Below are 13409 nucleotides of genomic sequence, written 5' to 3' on the forward strand. Positions count from 1 at the left end.
AGGCGCGCAGGCTGCACCCGCCTCCCTTGGGCGGTCAAGCTCAGCCGCGCGCGGTGACCGCCAGGCCGGGGAAGTCGCTGAACACGCCGTCGACGCCGGCCGCGTACAGGGCCTGAAGCAGCGGCGTCACGTCGCCGTGCTGGGCCAGATAGTCAGGGGCCGTCGCATCGCCCCGGCGCAGGCTGGCCGGCAGGAAATAGTTCTCGGCACGCACGGTCCAGGGGTGGACCTGCAGGCCCGCCGCGTGGGCGTCGCGCACCAGGCTGGTGGCCGGCATCAGGGTGTTGGCGTCCTGCGGGATGATCATCGCCTTGTCCGGGCCCAGACCGTCGGCATAGGCGGCCACGGCCTTCAGGCCCTCGGCGGTGACGAGCTCGGCATAGGTGACGCCGGGCAGGTCGGGCGGGCCGCCTTCATTGGCGACCAGCAGCACCAGTTTGGCGCGGGTCTTCAGGCGCAGGGTCTTCAGCGGCCCGACCTCGAAGCACTGCACGAACACCGGAGCGGTCGCTGAGTTGAGGTCGTTGCGCTTGAGGGCGTCCAGCATCCGGCCTTCGACCGGCAGGCCGATCGAAGCGAAATAGCCGGGGTGCTTCATCTCGGGATAGACGCCGATGGTGCGGCCGGTGCGCTGGGTTCCGGCGCGGGCGATGGCGACCACCTCGTCGAAGGTCAGGATCTGGGCCTGGCCGTCGAAGGCGGCGCTGGCGGGACGCAGCTGCGGCAGGCGCTCGCGGGCCCGCAGGGTCTTGAGCTCGGCGAGGGTGAAGTCCTCGGTGAACCAGCCGGTCAGGCTCGTACCGTCGATGGTCTTGGTCGCCTTGCGGGCGGCGAACTCGGGATGGCTCGCGACGTCGGTCGTGCCGCCGATCTCGTTCTCGTGGCGCACCACCAGATGGCCGTCCTTCGTGGCGACCAGATCGGGCTCGATGAAGTCGCAGCCCTGATCGATGGCCCGCTCATAGGCCAGGGCCGTGTGCTCGGGCCGCTCGCCGCTGCAGCCGCGATGGGCGATGACGATCGGCTTTTTGCCCTGGGCGCGGGCGAGGCCGGGCAGGAAGGTGCCGGCGAGGGCGGCGGTGGTCATGGCGCGACGGGTCAGCAGGGTCATGACGGCGATTTAGCGCGCGGATGTGACGATTTGGCGAGACCTTTAGACTGTCATCCCGGGCAAGCGGAGCGCAGATCCGGGACCGCAACGCGCTCAGAGCTTCCGGCGGTCCCGGCTCGGCGCGCTGCGCGCTTGGCCGGGATGACCGTTTTAAGGATTTAAGCCAGCAGCAGCTTTTCCAGCACCAGCGGGTGCAGTTCCTGGTTACAGGCCAGGATCGAGGCGCCCTCGACCGGGTTGCCGTGCTCTTCGAGGGTGGTGACCTTGCCGCCCGACTCCTGGACCATCAGCACGCCGGCAGCGACGTCCCAGGGCTGCAGGTTGCGCTCCCAGAAGCCGTCGAAGCGGCCGGCCGCGACCCAGGCCAGGTCCAGCGAGGCGGCGCCGAAGCGGCGGACGCCGGCGACCTTCTGGCTGATCTGGTGCAGCTCCTTCAGGAACTGGCCGTGGCCGGGCTTGCCCATGAACGGGATGCCGGTGGCCAGGACGCAATCGTCCAGATGGCGGCGGGCGGCGACGCGCAGGCGCTTTTCGGCCCCCAGATAGGCGCCCTTGCCCTTTTCGACCCAAAAGAGGTCGTTGCTGATGGGGTTATAGGTGACGCCGGCCACCACCTCGCCCTCGCGCTGCAGGGCGATATTGACCGCGAAGTGCGGGATGGCGTGCATGAAGTTGGTGGTGCCGTCCAGCGGGTCGACGATCCAGGTGTGGGTCTTGTCGGTGCCCTCGATCAGGCCGCGTTCCTCGCCCAGGAAGCTGTAGCCGGGGCGGGCCTTTTCCAGCAGTTCGAAGATGGTCTGCTCGGCCTTGAGGTCGGCATTGGTGACGAAATCGGCCGCGCCCTTGCGGGAAACCTGCAGTTCGGTGACTTCGCCGAAATCGCGGGCCAGGCCACGCGCCGCTTTACGCGCAGCGTCGATCATCACGTTCAGGAGGGCGGAAGGCGTGGCCAAGGCGGGATTTCCTCATAGGTCCCCCTGCGCAGCGTCCCTCCCTTCACTTGAAAGGAGCAGACGGCGGGGGACAGGCAAGCGGCAGTCAGAAAGATCGGGCGCGGAACCTAGTCGCGGCGGCCCCTGAAAGCAAGGCGGGGCGCTGACGCAGATCCTCTCCCTTTGGGGGGGAGGGCTATCGCATAGGGGAGATTGAAGGGGTCAGCCTGAACGGAGCCTTGAAAATCTTGCCTTCCTGGGCCTTGTGCCCAGGACCCATGTTTGCGCACGCTTCGATTTCGGCCCCATTCGCGGCTGAACGTCCCGGAGCACTGACCCAAGCCCGCATCGGCGGCGCCATGGGTCCTGGGCACAAGGCCCAGGAAGGCTAAGTCTTTTTGCGCCTTATCCATAGGCGACGACTCCCCCAGAAGGGGAGCATCTTTCCGGTGGCTAAGGCAGATCCGCCTGGGGCAGGCTGTCGCGATTGGCGCAGGCCAGCTTGCCGGCGCTGCCGGCGGCGGCCTTGGCGTCGTCGATCTTCTCGCCGTTGCGCCAGCCCTTGGTCGGTCCGCCGCCGGTCCCGGTGAAGTCCATGCCCAGGTCGATCCATTTGTCGGCCAGGCAGTCCAGGGCGAACATGATGATCGGGCCCTTGCTGGCCGGCCAGGACCTGTAGGGCCCGTTGGGCTTGCCGTCGGCGATGCGCACCAGCACCAGGCCGGACTTGGCGTCCACCCGCATATAGTCTTCGTCGTAATAGGTGCCGGACTCGCCCGGCGCGGGTTTCCAGGTCTCGGCGGCGGCCCAGGTCGCGGCCGAAAGCACCGATACGCCAAGCAGGCACAGTACGAGGCGATGTTTCATCGCGTCTCCCCCGTCTCTTATCGTTGGGGGAAGGCTATGCCCGTCGGGGCGGAATCGCAATAACGCCGTTCGCTTAAGGGCGCGCGGCCAGACCCTCTGCGATCGCGGTGTTCAGGGCGGCCACCGCCGCCGCCGGGCCCTGCGGGTGGGCCCACACGCCGGCCGAAACCGCCAGGAAGTCGGCGCCGGCCGTAGCCAGGACGGCGGCGTTGTCGGCGGTGACGCCGCCGATCGCCACCGACGGGGTTTCCATCACCTCGTGCCAGATCGACAGGATCTCGGGATCGGCGGTGGTCGGCGCGGCCTTGGTGGTGGTGGGATAGAAGGCCCCGAAGGCCACATAGTCGGCCCCGGCCTCGGCGGCCTCCATCGCCAGGTGGCGGCTGTCATGGCAGGTGACGCCGATCATCCGGTCCTTGCCCATCAGCTTGCGGGCGGCGCCATAGGCCATGTCGTCCTGACCGATATGCACGCCGTCGCAGTCGAGGCCGGCGGCCAGATCGGGCCGGTCATTGAGGATCACCGCCACGTCATGGGTCCGGGCGATCGGGGCCAGAGCCGCGACGGCCTCGCTGATCGCCGCGTCAGACACGTCCTTCAGGCGGATCTGCAGGGCGGCCACGTCGCCAGCCTCCAGAGCCGCTTTCAGCGCGAGGCCGAAGGCGTTCAGGTCGGTCAGGGCCGGGGGCGTGATCAGATACAGGCGGCAATCGAGAGTCATGGTGTGGGTTTAGGCCAAATCCCGCCCGACACAAACACGGCCTTGCCGAGCCCGTCGCGGCTCCGTCGCGACGTTGTAGTGAGAGTCAGTTGCAAATTGTGCGCCGCTCCGCTACATGAGAATGACACTCATTCATCGGGGCTCTGTTCCGTGTACGTCTGCAACTGCAATGGCATCCGCGAGCGTCAGGTCCGGGCGGCCATAGAGGCCGGGGCCAGCCGTCCCGCCGAGATCTTCCGCCACCAGGGCTGTCAGGCCCAGTGCGCCAAGTGCGTGTGCGAAATGCGCCAGATGATCGACGACACGCGCCAGGCCCTGGCCTACGCCGCCGAATAGGGCCGGTTCTCACCTCTCGTTCTGAGAACGATGGGCGCTTGCGCAGATTTCCCTGAAAGCGCGAAACACTTGCAGACATAGCGGTTGAAGCCCGCTGCGGCTTGCCCCAGGGTCGCCTCGACTCGAACTTCAAGGGAGGCGCGCCATGCAAGGCGATCCTGGCATTATCCGCCTGCTCAATGCGGTGCTCACCAACGAGCTGACCGCCGTAAACCAGTATTTCCTGCATGCCCGCATGTACGACAACTGGGGCTTCAAGCGCCTGGGCAAGATTACCTACGACGAATCGATCGGCGAGATGAAGCACGCCGACAAGCTGATCAACCGCATCCTGTTTCTGGAAGGCCTGCCCAATCTGCAGGACCTGCACAAGCTGAAGATCGGTGAGACCGTGCCTGAATGTCTGGCCTCGGATCTGGCCGTCGAGGTCGGCGGCCGCGAGACCCTGATCCCGGGAATCATCCAGTGCGAACAGGCCCGCGACTTTGTCAGCCGCGAACTGCTGCGCGAGATCCTCAGCGACACCGAGGAGCATATCGACTTCCTCGAAATGCAGCTGGGCCTGGTCAAGGCCCTGGGCGAGCCGAACTATCTGCAGAGCGCGGTCGGCGAGCTGCCGGCCGGCTGATCTCGCAGCTGGGCGGCGGGTCTAGGCGACGGCGCGCATCGGGCTGTGCTGGTCGCTGGAGAGCTTGAACTGGTCGACCATGTCGGTGAGGCGTCCGGATTCGCTGCGCAGCGAGTGGGCTGCTGCCGTGGTCTGTTCGACCATGGCGGCGTTCTGCTGGGTCATCTGATCCATCTGGTTGACGGCGGTGTTGACCTCATGAAGGCCCGTCGACTGTTCCTGGGCCGAGGCCGAGATCTCGGACACCAGGGCGGAGATCTGTCCTACCCGGTCCAGAATGGCGCTCAGGGCCGTTCCGGTCTGGCCGACCAGATCGACGCCTTCCTTGACCTTGGTCGAGGCGGTGCTGATCAGCACCTTGATCTCCTTGGCGGCGTCGGCCGAGCGCTGGGCGAGGGCCCGGACTTCCTGGGCGACGACCGCGAAGCCGCGACCCGCGTCACCGGCCCGGGCCGCTTCGACCCCGGCGTTGAGCGCCAGCAGATTGGTCTGGAAGGCGATCTCGTCGATGACGCCGATGATCTGGCCGATCTGGCTGGACGAGGTTTCGATCTCGCCGACCGCGCGCACGGCGGCGCCGACCGCGGTCTCGGTGGATTCCGCCTGGCCGCGCGTGGCGCTGACGATCTCGTGCGCCTTGCGGGCGCCGTCGGCGGTCTGGCGCACGGTGGAGGTGATCTGATCCAGGGCCGCCGCCGTCTCTTCGAGGCTGGCGGCCTGTTGTTCGGTGCGCCGTGACAGGTCGTCGGCGGCCTGGGCGATCTCCGAGGCCCCCGCCCCGACGCCGCTGGCCGATTGTTTGATCTGGGCCAGGGTTTTGCTGAGGCGGTCGGCGGCGGCGTTGAAGTCGCCCCGCAGGCGCTCGTATTCGGGCGCGAAGGCCGTGTTCAGCCGGAAGGCGATGTCGCCTTCGGAGAGGTGGTCCAGGGCCTCGGCCAGGGCCAGCATCGCCGTATTGCGCTCGCGCTCGGCCGTCTGGCGCTCGGATTCGCTGGCGCGGCGTTCGGACTCGCTCTTGAGGCGCTCGTCGTCCTGTTCCTGGCGCAGGGTTCGACGCTCAAGCACGCCTTCGCGGAAGATGGCGATCGCCTTGGCCATGTCGCCCAGTTCGTCAGGCCGACCTGCATAGGGCACGGTGCGTTCATAGTCGCCCGCCGCCAGCTCGCTCATATAGCGGGTGATCCCCTCCACCGGCCGGACCACGGCCCGGCGCAACATTATGATGCCCCCGGCGATGATCGCGCTCATCAGCGCGCAGACGACCGCCATCAGCGTCATGTCCCTGACCTGTTCGGCGGCGGCGGCGGCCTCGACCCGTGCGTTGTCGGCCGCGACCATCGGCACGATCTTGTCGATCACCGCGCGGTGGGCCGCATAGGCCGAGGTCAAGCGCGCCTCGGCGGCGGCCGCCGTGGCGGCGTCGCCCTGTCCCATGGCCGTGAGCATCTCGTCGGATGCGGTCCACAGGTCCTTGGCGTGCTGATCGGACTCGCCCAGCAGGGCGTCCTTGACCGCTGGATCGAACTTGGCGGCGCGCCAGTAGGCGAGGCGGTCGTCATAGTCGGCATGGAGCTTGGCGATCGACTTGGTCGCGGCGTCCAGGTCGGCCGATGGGCCGGCCGCATAGGTGATCTTGGCGTTTGAATAGGCTTCCAGCACATAGAGCGGCGGCGGCAGGATATCGGCCGTCAGGTCCTTTCCCGCCACGATCTGTTTATACAGGGGGCCGCCGACGCGGATGCGTTCAAGGGCAAACCACGACACCCCGGCCAGCAGCAGCAGGCCGACGGCGAGGGTCACGCCAAACAGGTTCATTGCCCCAGCAAGGCGCAAACGCATGCATTTCATCCAAAAGTTGTCGGGCGAAGATGGGCGCAAGGTATTAATGGCGACTTGAGCAGTTGTTTTGACCTACTCAAAATGGGTAGCAATAAAGTCGGAACAATCAGGTAAAGCAACTTTTTATACATCATGTACAGAAATCGAACGGCGTTCATTGCGCGGCATCACATGAGCCTGGGGGCCGACTACGCCCTGCGGCTTGTTGGCCTGTTCACGGACGTCTTCGAAGGTGATGTGGCGCTGGCGCTGGTGTTCATGGCGGCAGCCCAGGCCGGCACCCAGCATCTACGCCATACGTCCGGCTACGCCGAGCGGCTGGCCGGAGGTCTGTTTCCCGATGAAGCCCGCCGACCGATCAGCGTGTCCGCCCTCGCGCGGTCCCTGGGCCTTCCGGTGGAAACGACGCGTCGGCATGTGATGAAGCTGGTGGAAAAGGGTTTCGCCCTACGCAGCGACTCTGGCGGTGTTCTGGTGACCTCGGACATCCTCCGCCGCGAGCCTCTTCAAAAGGCGGTCGAGGCCAATGCGATCAACATGCAAAAGCTGATCGACGGCCTGATGCGGGCGCCGGAGGACCTTTGACGCCATGGGAAGAGGTCATCGCCGGCTTGAACCTGCATTTGTCGTGGCGGACCCGGGCGATGACGACCATCATGTCGGCGTACCGCGCGATCCGGAACCAAGGCCCAGCCGAATGGTTAGATCGCCAAGCTAGGAGTTCCGCCATGCATATTCTCAACGGCAAATCTGGCGGTCACGCCCGTCCGGGTCGCGAAGCCTTCGAGGTCGAGCAAAGCGACACCCATCCGGCCGCCCAGATCGCCCTGGGCGCCCTGTTGGCCGGCGGCGCGATCATGGCCGCCCTGGCCATGGGGCGGCGTCATGAGGCGGTGCTGGACGATGCGATGTACGCGGTCGAGTTCGCCGAGATGCACGAACCGGTCGCGCATCAGCCCAAGCCCCTGACCAGTCTGATCCTGCCGCCGCTGTTCATCGCCATGACCCTGTCGGGCCTGCGCACCTGGAACGCCCCGGCCAGTCCGGCCCGGACCCGCGCCCTGACGCTATGGAGTCTGACCCAGGGCTTCAACGCCCTGTGGCTGGGTCTGGGCGCGCGGCGACTGGGCGGACAGGTCGCGGCGGCGACCGCCTCCCTGGCGGCTTCCACGGCCTATGCGATCGAGGCTCGCAAGGTCGGCGGCGGCACGAACCCCGACCTGGGCTGGCTGGGTGTGGCCAACGCCCTGACCGCCCAGCTCTGGCGGCGAGGCCCATCCTCCGCGCCGACGGTGCACTGACCTCAGAGTCGGCGTTCATTGACCATTCAGGTCGCCAAGCCCTAGCTTCCTCACACAGTCTGGGGGGTTTTGGGCATGCGTTCTTTCTTGTGGCTTCCGCTCCTGGCGGGCGGTCTGATGCTGGCCAGTTGCGCGACGATCAGCCAGGAGGCCTGTCTGCAGGGCGACTGGGCCGGGGTCGGTTTCAAGGATGGCGAGGCCGGGTATCCGCAAAGCCGTCTGGATGACCACGCCAAGGCCTGCGCCAAGGCCGGGGTGACGCCCGATCCCGCGCCCTATTTCGCGGCCCGCGCCCAGGGGCTGAGGCTCTACTGCACGCCCGACCGTGGCTTTCACGAGGGGCGCCTGGGCCATAGCTATGCCGGGGTTTGTCCTGAACCCGCGGCGGGCGACTTCCTGATCGCCTTTGCCGACGGCCAGCTGATCCATGCGGCGGCGACGCGCCTGAGTCAGGCGCAATCCGATCGCGCCAGCGCCGACAGGCGCGCCGAAAAGCGGGATCGCGAGGCGCGCGGCGTCGAGGACGAGCTGCGCAACCCGGCCCTCACGCACGAGCAGAAACGCGAACTGCACGACCGCCTGAACCGCTTGCGCAGTGAGCGCCGCGCCGCCATCGAGGACGGCCGTCGGGCGGACTGGGCCAGGGGCGACGCCGAGCGCGAGGTCAGCGACCTGGAACACCGGTTCAGGCCGATCTACGGCCGTTGGTGACGGATCTCGACGCGCCTGAAGCATCGTGCGGAAAAGTGGACTTCGGTTTTCCGCAAAAACGATGCGAAAACAAAAACCTAGCCCAAGGCCGGGTCGGCGCGTCGGGCTTCACGCGCCGCGATCTGATCCAGCCCTTTGAGGAGCTCGGTCGCGCCGGGGGCGTCGGGCTGGGCCCGAATGACCCTCAGGGCGGTGATGTGCAGGTCGATCAAGTCGGGATCGGTGGCTCCGCGCGTCTCAAGGACACGCATGAGGTCGCTCAGCCGCTTGGCGGCGCCGCTCAGCGCTGTCAGGTCGAACATGCCCGCCAGGCTGGCGATACTGTCGGATAGCCGCGCCAAGGTCTCGGGAGAGGGGGCGTTACTGCCGGCCGCCGCCAGGTCGCTCAGGGCCTGGTCGATCTGAGCCAGGGCCGTGTCGCGATGAGCGTCAAGATTTTCGCTCGCCGCCGCCAGGGCCTGGTCGGCGTCTATGCCGCCGGGCAGGTGCATGAAGCGGCCAAGGCGGCTGGGGGCGCTCATGACAGCAGCGCCCGACTGGCCTGGAGGATCGGATCCATTGTGGCGGCGTCATCGTCGTCGCGCAGGCGATCGGCCGGCGAGGCGGCGCTCCACAGGATGCGGTCCAGCAGGGTGGAGGGCGAAAACGGCTTTGCGACAACATAGTCGGCGCCGACCCGGCGAGCCTTCTCGATCAGGTCGCGCGGCGTATGGCCTGTCATCACAATCACCACCAGGGCCGCCGCCTCGGCGGGTTGGCGTGCGCGCAGACCCTGGATCAGGGTCAGGCCGTCGTCGGGCCGTGGGAACGGATCGAGCAGGATCAGGTCGGGTTCGACATAGGCGCTGAGCGCCAGGCTCTCGCTGAACGAGTGGCAGCGATGAAATTTGCGGAACCCGAAGCCCGACAACATCTGGGTCATCACATTGATGAAGCCGACGTTCTCGTCGACGATCATGACGCTGGCCTCGCCAAAGTTGAACGAGAGGTCAGAACGAAGTGTCGCATCCGCCATGTTGGCCCCGGTTCACTGAACGTCGATAGGTCAAGATCAGCGCGGCGGGATAAAACAAGCTTAACGCGAAATTATCTTCAACCCTAACGCATGGGGCGTATCGTCGCAGGGCGCCCGCGCGTGATCAGCGAAGGCCGATCACGCGGTCCAGGCTGAAGCGACCGCCGCCCTTGGCGATGATCAGCAGCAGCAGCCCCGCCCAGGACAGGTGCGTGCTCCAGGCGTCGGGATAGACGAAGATCTCGATCACCAGCGTCATGCCCAGGAAGGCCAGGGCCGAGAGGCGGGTCAGCAGGCCCAGCACCAGCAGGATCGAGAACAGGTGCTCCGAATAGGTCGCCAGAGGGGCGGCGATGTCCGACGGGACCAGGGGCAGGGCGTATTCGTCGGCGAACAGCGAATAGGTGGAGTCGGTGATGTGCAGCACGCCGTCCACCTTGGTGCGGCCCGACAGGAAGAACACGCTGGCCACGCCCAGGCGCGCCACCAGGGTCAGCACGTCGTCGGGCAGGACCTTGCCGGCGATCTGCGCGAAACGGTCAAAGGGGATCAGCAGTTTGGCGGTCATGACAGGGGTCCGGGATTGAGGCCGCTGAACACGCCATCGGCGATCAGGGCGGCGAACAGGGCTTGAAGATCGACGGCGGCGTCGGCTTCGGCCGCCAGGCCGATGGCGTGGGCGAGCGATCGACCGGCCCGGCAGGCGGTCAGGAAGGCGAGGTCGGCCAGGCCGATCACGCGGTGGGTTACCCGGCCGCCGGGTCGCGCCAGCAACAGGCCTTCCGGGGGCTCCGGCAGGTCAAGCTCGGTGTCGCCGGCCCGGGCGGCGGCCCACAGGCTGGGCAGGCCGGCCTCGAAGCGCGCGAAGCGAACCGAGGGGTGCAGGGTGGCGACGGCCTCGGCGAGCGCCTGGGGCGGCAGGCCGGCGAAGGCCTGCGGCGGCAGCGGCGCGGCCTCGGCGGCGAACAGGCTCTCGGTCCACAGCCGGTCGAGATGGGCGATCCCCGCCAGATAGGGCAGGTCGGCGGCGGGCGGGAAGCGGTCCAGCCAGGCGGGGAAGGCCTGGCCATAGTCCAGCAGCGCCGCGTGGGCGGGCGGGGCCTCGCGGGCGAACAGGCCGGCGGCGGCGCGGAACCAGTCCTCGCCGACCATGTCCCGCACGGTGGGGAAATTGGCGGACAGGGCGTCGACGCAGCCCCTGGCGATGGTGTTGCGATAGACCGCCAGACCCGGCTCGCCGGCCTCGCGCGAGGCCAGCCAGGGCGTCAGGGCCGAGGGCGCGCCGCCCAGGGCGGCGACAAAGGCGTCCTGGAAATCCAGCAGCTCAGACATAGGCCGGCTCCCATGCCTCGATCAGGGCCTGGGCGCGGTCGCGTTCGGCCATCAGCACGCTGAAGGCCGGGATGTCGTCGTCGCGCTCGATCAGGGTCGGGCGCGGGCCCACACGCTCGATCAGGCGGTGATAGAGGCCCCAGACCGCCTCGCTCACCGGCGCGCCATGGGTGTCGATCAGCAGACCTGATCCGCCCGCATCCGGGCCATGGCCGGCCAGATGGATCTCGCCGATCGCGGCGGCGGGCAGGGCGTCCAGATAGGCTTGCGCGCCGTAGCCAAGGTTGCTGGCGCTGACGAAGACGTTGTTGACGTCGACCAGCAGGCCACAGCCGGTTCTGGCGACCAGGGCGGCCAGGAACGCGGTTTCGTCCAGGTCGTGGCCGGTCAGGGGCAGGTAAAGCGAGGGGTTTTCGATCAGGACGGTCCGGCCCAGGGCGTCCTGCATCCGGCCGATATTGTCGGCGATGCGGGCCAGGGCCGCCTGGGTGCGGGGAAAGGGCAGGAGGTCGGGCTGGTGCAGGCCGCGATGGGTCGACCAGGCCAGATGCTCGGAGACCACGAAGGGCTCGAAACGATCGACCAGGGCCTTGAGCGCCGCGAGGTGATGCGGATCCGGATCGGCGTCGGCGGCCAGGGACAGGCCCACGCCGTGCAGCGACAGGGGATGGCGCTGGCGGATCGCCTCGAGGGCCGACAGGCGCGGCCCGCCGGCTGACATGTAGTTCTCGGGATGAACCTCGAACCACAGGCCCGGCGCCGTCGCGGCGCGCGCGTCGTCATAGTGCTGGGGCTTGAGGCCAAGGCCGGCGGCGGGGGGCATCGGGGGAGTCTCGTATTTTGGGGAATGACCTCGCCCCCTCCTGACGGCATGGCATCCGGAGGGGGCAAGTGTCCGGGCTGGACTACATTTTGGGGGTCAGCGAGCCCATGCCCTTGGGGGTCTTGATCGTGGCGCAGGTGCCCTTGGCGACCAGCTTCCAGGCGTCGCCCTGATAGTCGATCTTGGAGGTGCCGGCGCACGAGGTGCCCGCGCCGGCCTTGCAGTCATTTTCGGCGGCCTTGGCGACGCCGTAGCACTTTTCCATTTCAGGCTTCTTGGCGCCGTCGGCGGCGAGGGCCGCGCCGGCGGACAGGGCGAAGACGGCGGCGAGGGCGGCGGATGCGGTGCGGTTCATAGGGGGCTCCTTGACGAGGTTGGAGACCGGCCGCGTTGGCCAGGTCGACGGGAAGTACGGCGGGGCGCAGGGAAAGGTTACAGCGGTCGCCGAACAAATATTCGAAGCGCCAACGATGGGTTTCGGTCCGCGCGCGAGCCGTGTAACCCTTGGGGCCTGACGCGCGAATAGGGGGATGCGTGACGGACATCGAAACCCAATTGAAGGCGCTGATGCTGCGCGGGCTGGAGGGCGACGCCCCGGCCTATCGCCAGTGTCTGGCCTTGCTGGGTGTCCGGCTGCGCGCCTATTTCGCGCGCCGGATGTCCGGCGCGCCCAGCGATGTGGAGGATCTGGTGCAGGAGACGCTGTTGGCGGTGCATATCAAGCGGGCGACCTGGGACACGTCCCTGCCGTTCACCGCCTGGGCGCACGCCGTGGCGCGCTACAAGCTGATCGACCACTGGCGCCGGTCCAAGATCCGTCAGACCCTGCCGATCGAGGACCATGCCGATTTCCTGGCCGCCGAGGAACAGGACCCCGGCGTCGGGCTCGAGCTCGACCGCGCCCTGGCCAGTCTGCCCGACCGGCAGCGGATCCTGGTCAGCGACGTCAAGCTGGCCGGGCTCAGCCTGGCCGAGGCCGGCGCCCGGGCCGGCATCTCCGAAGGCGCGGCCAAGGTCGCCCTGCACCGCGCCCTGAAGTCCCTGGCCGAACGGATGCGCCATGCGGACCGATGATCTGATCGACACCCTGGCGGCCGACGCCGGACCGGCGCCCGGCGGCGCGCCCTCTCGGCGGCTGCTGATCGTCGCCGTTCTGGGCGCCGTGATCGCCCTGTCCCTGGTCCTGGCGTGGTTGGGCGTGCGCGCGGACCTCCATGAGGCGATGCTGGGCCCGTTTTTCTGGTTGAAAGCGACCTATACCGCCCTGCTCGCCGTGGCTGGTTTCTGGGCCTGCGAGCGGCTGTCGCGTCCGGCGGGCTCGGGCCGGCGGGCCTTGTGGCTGGTCGGCGCCGTGTTGATCCTGTTCGTGGCCGCCGGGATCATCCAGATGATGCTGGTGGGGCCCTACCAGCGCATGGGCATGGTTCGGGGCAATTCGATCCTTCATTGCCTGCGCAATATTCTGGTCCTGGGGACCCCCATGCTGGCCTTGGCCCTGGTGGTGCTGCGCGGTCTGGCCCCGACCCGGCCAACCCTGGCGGGCTTCGCGGCCGGGCTGTTCTCCGGGGCTGTCTGCGCGACGGTCTATGGCCTGCACTGCGCCGAGAACACCATGGTGTTCGTCGGGTTCTGGTACACGCTGGGCGTTCTGCTGGTGGCCTCGCTGGGCGCCCTGATCGGGCGCTGGATGCTGCGCTGGTAGGCGCGGTCTGGATGTCGCAGAGGCGCCGCCGTGTGTTGCGCAATGGTTTGCATAACGCTGGTTGACAAAGGCGGTGCTCGCCGTCTCCATG

18 protein-coding genes are annotated in these 13409 nt (G+C 67.8%); 7 read left to right on the forward strand and 11 right to left on the reverse strand.

Annotated features, from left to right (window positions below):
- Positions 1-40: 40 nt before the first annotated feature.
- The 4 genes from ACW18B_RS05975 to thiE all read right to left on the reverse strand — a co-directional run bounded on the left by ACW18B_RS05975 (position 41) and on the right by thiE (position 3631).
- The gene (locus tag ACW18B_RS05975; protein ID WP_492050369.1) at positions 41-1111 is read right to left on the reverse strand and encodes a glycerophosphodiester phosphodiesterase; all 1071 of its coding nucleotides are present in this window, start codon (positions 1109-1111) and stop codon (positions 41-43) included.
- A gap of 158 nt (positions 1112-1269) precedes the next feature.
- A complete protein-coding gene (locus tag ACW18B_RS05980; protein WP_492050371.1) occupies positions 1270-2064 on the reverse strand; it encodes an inositol monophosphatase family protein in 795 nt (264 codons plus the stop codon).
- A 432-nt stretch (positions 2065-2496) separates the two neighbouring features.
- Positions 2497-2910: a hypothetical protein gene (locus ACW18B_RS05985; RefSeq protein ID WP_492050372.1), complete on the reverse strand. Its 414-nt coding sequence runs from the start codon at positions 2908-2910 to the stop codon at positions 2497-2499.
- 73 nt (positions 2911-2983) lie between these two features.
- A complete protein-coding gene (thiE, locus tag ACW18B_RS05990; protein ID WP_492050374.1) occupies positions 2984-3631 on the reverse strand; it encodes a thiamine phosphate synthase in 648 nt (215 codons plus the stop codon).
- A gap of 150 nt (positions 3632-3781) precedes the next feature.
- On the opposite strand from thiE, the gene ACW18B_RS05995 reads away from it, so the two are divergent.
- Both ACW18B_RS05995 and bfr read left to right on the forward strand, forming a co-directional pair.
- The gene (locus ACW18B_RS05995) at positions 3782-3967 is read left to right on the forward strand and encodes a (2Fe-2S)-binding protein (protein ID WP_492050375.1); all 186 of its coding nucleotides are present in this window, start codon (positions 3782-3784) and stop codon (positions 3965-3967) included.
- Positions 3968-4112: 145 nt separating this feature from the next.
- Positions 4113-4595, forward strand: a complete 483-nt coding sequence (gene bfr, locus ACW18B_RS06000; RefSeq protein ID WP_492050377.1) for a bacterioferritin — start codon at positions 4113-4115, stop codon at positions 4593-4595.
- A gap of 21 nt (positions 4596-4616) precedes the next feature.
- Here the strand turns inward: bfr and ACW18B_RS06005 are convergent, their stop codons facing one another.
- Entirely contained in the window at positions 4617-6434 is a 1818-nt protein-coding gene (locus tag ACW18B_RS06005) for a methyl-accepting chemotaxis protein (RefSeq protein ID WP_492050379.1), read from the reverse strand.
- 171 nt (positions 6435-6605) lie between these two features.
- On the opposite strand from ACW18B_RS06005, the gene ACW18B_RS06010 reads away from it, so the two are divergent.
- The 3 genes from ACW18B_RS06010 (at position 6606) to ACW18B_RS06020 (ending at position 8446) form a co-directional block, all read left to right on the forward strand.
- Entirely contained in the window at positions 6606-7019 is a 414-nt protein-coding gene (locus ACW18B_RS06010) for a hypothetical protein (protein ID WP_492050381.1), read from the forward strand.
- Positions 7020-7162: 143 nt separating this feature from the next.
- Complete coding sequence (locus tag ACW18B_RS06015; protein ID WP_492050383.1) at positions 7163-7735, forward strand: tryptophan-rich sensory protein; 573 nt, start codon at positions 7163-7165, stop codon at positions 7733-7735.
- A 75-nt stretch (positions 7736-7810) separates the two neighbouring features.
- Positions 7811-8446 carry a DUF2799 domain-containing protein gene (locus ACW18B_RS06020; RefSeq protein ID WP_492050385.1) on the forward strand — a complete coding sequence of 212 codons (636 nt, stop codon included), beginning with the start codon at positions 7811-7813 and terminating at the stop codon, positions 8444-8446.
- Positions 8447-8523: 77 nt separating this feature from the next.
- Here ACW18B_RS06020 and ACW18B_RS06025 read toward each other — a convergent pair whose 3' ends face one another.
- The 6 genes from ACW18B_RS06025 to ACW18B_RS06050 form a co-directional block, all read right to left on the reverse strand.
- Positions 8524-8967 (reverse strand): hypothetical protein, encoded by a 444-nt coding sequence (locus ACW18B_RS06025; protein WP_492050387.1) that lies wholly within the window; start codon positions 8965-8967, stop codon positions 8524-8526.
- Positions 8964-9461, reverse strand: a complete 498-nt coding sequence (locus tag ACW18B_RS06030) for a response regulator (protein ID WP_492050389.1) — start codon at positions 9459-9461, stop codon at positions 8964-8966. Before ACW18B_RS06030 ends, ACW18B_RS06025 begins: the two co-directional genes overlap by 4 nt.
- Before the next feature lie 124 nt (positions 9462-9585).
- Positions 9586-10029 (reverse strand): DoxX family protein, encoded by a 444-nt coding sequence (locus ACW18B_RS06035; RefSeq protein WP_492050391.1) that lies wholly within the window; start codon positions 10027-10029, stop codon positions 9586-9588.
- Positions 10026-10793: an HvfC/BufC family peptide modification chaperone gene (locus ACW18B_RS06040; RefSeq protein ID WP_492050393.1), complete on the reverse strand. Its 768-nt coding sequence runs from the start codon at positions 10791-10793 to the stop codon at positions 10026-10028. The genes ACW18B_RS06035 and ACW18B_RS06040 overlap by 4 nt, the downstream gene beginning before the upstream one ends.
- Complete coding sequence (bufB, locus tag ACW18B_RS06045; RefSeq protein WP_492050395.1) at positions 10786-11616, reverse strand: MNIO family bufferin maturase; 831 nt, start codon at positions 11614-11616, stop codon at positions 10786-10788. Before bufB ends, ACW18B_RS06040 begins: the two co-directional genes overlap by 8 nt.
- A gap of 82 nt (positions 11617-11698) precedes the next feature.
- On the reverse strand, positions 11699-11971 hold the full coding sequence (locus ACW18B_RS06050; protein ID WP_492050396.1) for a BufA1 family periplasmic bufferin-type metallophore: 273 nt from the start codon (positions 11969-11971) through the stop codon (positions 11699-11701).
- A 179-nt stretch (positions 11972-12150) separates the two neighbouring features.
- On the opposite strand from ACW18B_RS06050, the gene ACW18B_RS06055 reads away from it, so the two are divergent.
- Both ACW18B_RS06055 and ACW18B_RS06060 read left to right on the forward strand, forming a co-directional pair.
- Positions 12151-12690, forward strand: coding sequence for a sigma-70 family RNA polymerase sigma factor (locus tag ACW18B_RS06055; protein WP_492050397.1), 540 nt, complete (start codon positions 12151-12153; stop codon positions 12688-12690).
- Positions 12677-13318 carry an NrsF family protein gene (locus tag ACW18B_RS06060; RefSeq protein ID WP_492050399.1) on the forward strand — a complete coding sequence of 214 codons (642 nt, stop codon included), beginning with the start codon at positions 12677-12679 and terminating at the stop codon, positions 13316-13318. Before ACW18B_RS06055 ends, ACW18B_RS06060 begins: the two co-directional genes overlap by 14 nt.
- Positions 13319-13409 lie beyond the last annotated feature (91 nt).

It is taken from the genome of Caulobacter sp. FV2ps19 (assembly GCF_058681035.1).

Excerpts from the sequence above, each read along its gene's own strand:
- ACW18B_RS05975 (WP_492050369.1), bottom strand. The coding sequence starts at position 1,111 with ATGACCCTGCTGACCCGTCGCGCCATGACCACCGCCGCCCTCGCCGGC.
- ACW18B_RS05985 (WP_492050372.1), bottom strand. The coding sequence starts at position 2,910 with ATGAAACATCGCCTCGTACTGTGCCTGCTTGGCGTATCGGTGCTTTCG.
- thiE (WP_492050374.1), bottom strand. The coding sequence starts at position 3,631 with ATGACTCTCGATTGCCGCCTGTATCTGATCACGCCCCCGGCCCTGACC.
- bfr (WP_492050377.1), top strand. The coding sequence starts at position 4,113 with ATGCAAGGCGATCCTGGCATTATCCGCCTGCTCAATGCGGTGCTCACC.
- ACW18B_RS06005 (WP_492050379.1), bottom strand. The coding sequence starts at position 6,434 with ATGCGTTTGCGCCTTGCTGGGGCAATGAACCTGTTTGGCGTGACCCTC.
- ACW18B_RS06010 (WP_492050381.1), top strand. The coding sequence starts at position 6,606 with ATGAGCCTGGGGGCCGACTACGCCCTGCGGCTTGTTGGCCTGTTCACG.
- ACW18B_RS06015 (WP_492050383.1), top strand. The coding sequence starts at position 7,163 with ATGCATATTCTCAACGGCAAATCTGGCGGTCACGCCCGTCCGGGTCGC.
- ACW18B_RS06020 (WP_492050385.1), top strand. The coding sequence starts at position 7,811 with ATGCGTTCTTTCTTGTGGCTTCCGCTCCTGGCGGGCGGTCTGATGCTG.
- ACW18B_RS06025 (WP_492050387.1), bottom strand. The coding sequence starts at position 8,967 with ATGAGCGCCCCCAGCCGCCTTGGCCGCTTCATGCACCTGCCCGGCGGC.
- ACW18B_RS06030 (WP_492050389.1), bottom strand. The coding sequence starts at position 9,461 with ATGGCGGATGCGACACTTCGTTCTGACCTCTCGTTCAACTTTGGCGAG.
- ACW18B_RS06035 (WP_492050391.1), bottom strand. The coding sequence starts at position 10,029 with ATGACCGCCAAACTGCTGATCCCCTTTGACCGTTTCGCGCAGATCGCC.
- ACW18B_RS06040 (WP_492050393.1), bottom strand. The coding sequence starts at position 10,793 with ATGTCTGAGCTGCTGGATTTCCAGGACGCCTTTGTCGCCGCCCTGGGC.
- bufB (WP_492050395.1), bottom strand. The coding sequence starts at position 11,616 with ATGCCCCCCGCCGCCGGCCTTGGCCTCAAGCCCCAGCACTATGACGAC.
- ACW18B_RS06050 (WP_492050396.1), bottom strand. The coding sequence starts at position 11,971 with ATGAACCGCACCGCATCCGCCGCCCTCGCCGCCGTCTTCGCCCTGTCC.
- ACW18B_RS06060 (WP_492050399.1), top strand. The coding sequence starts at position 12,677 with ATGCGGACCGATGATCTGATCGACACCCTGGCGGCCGACGCCGGACCG.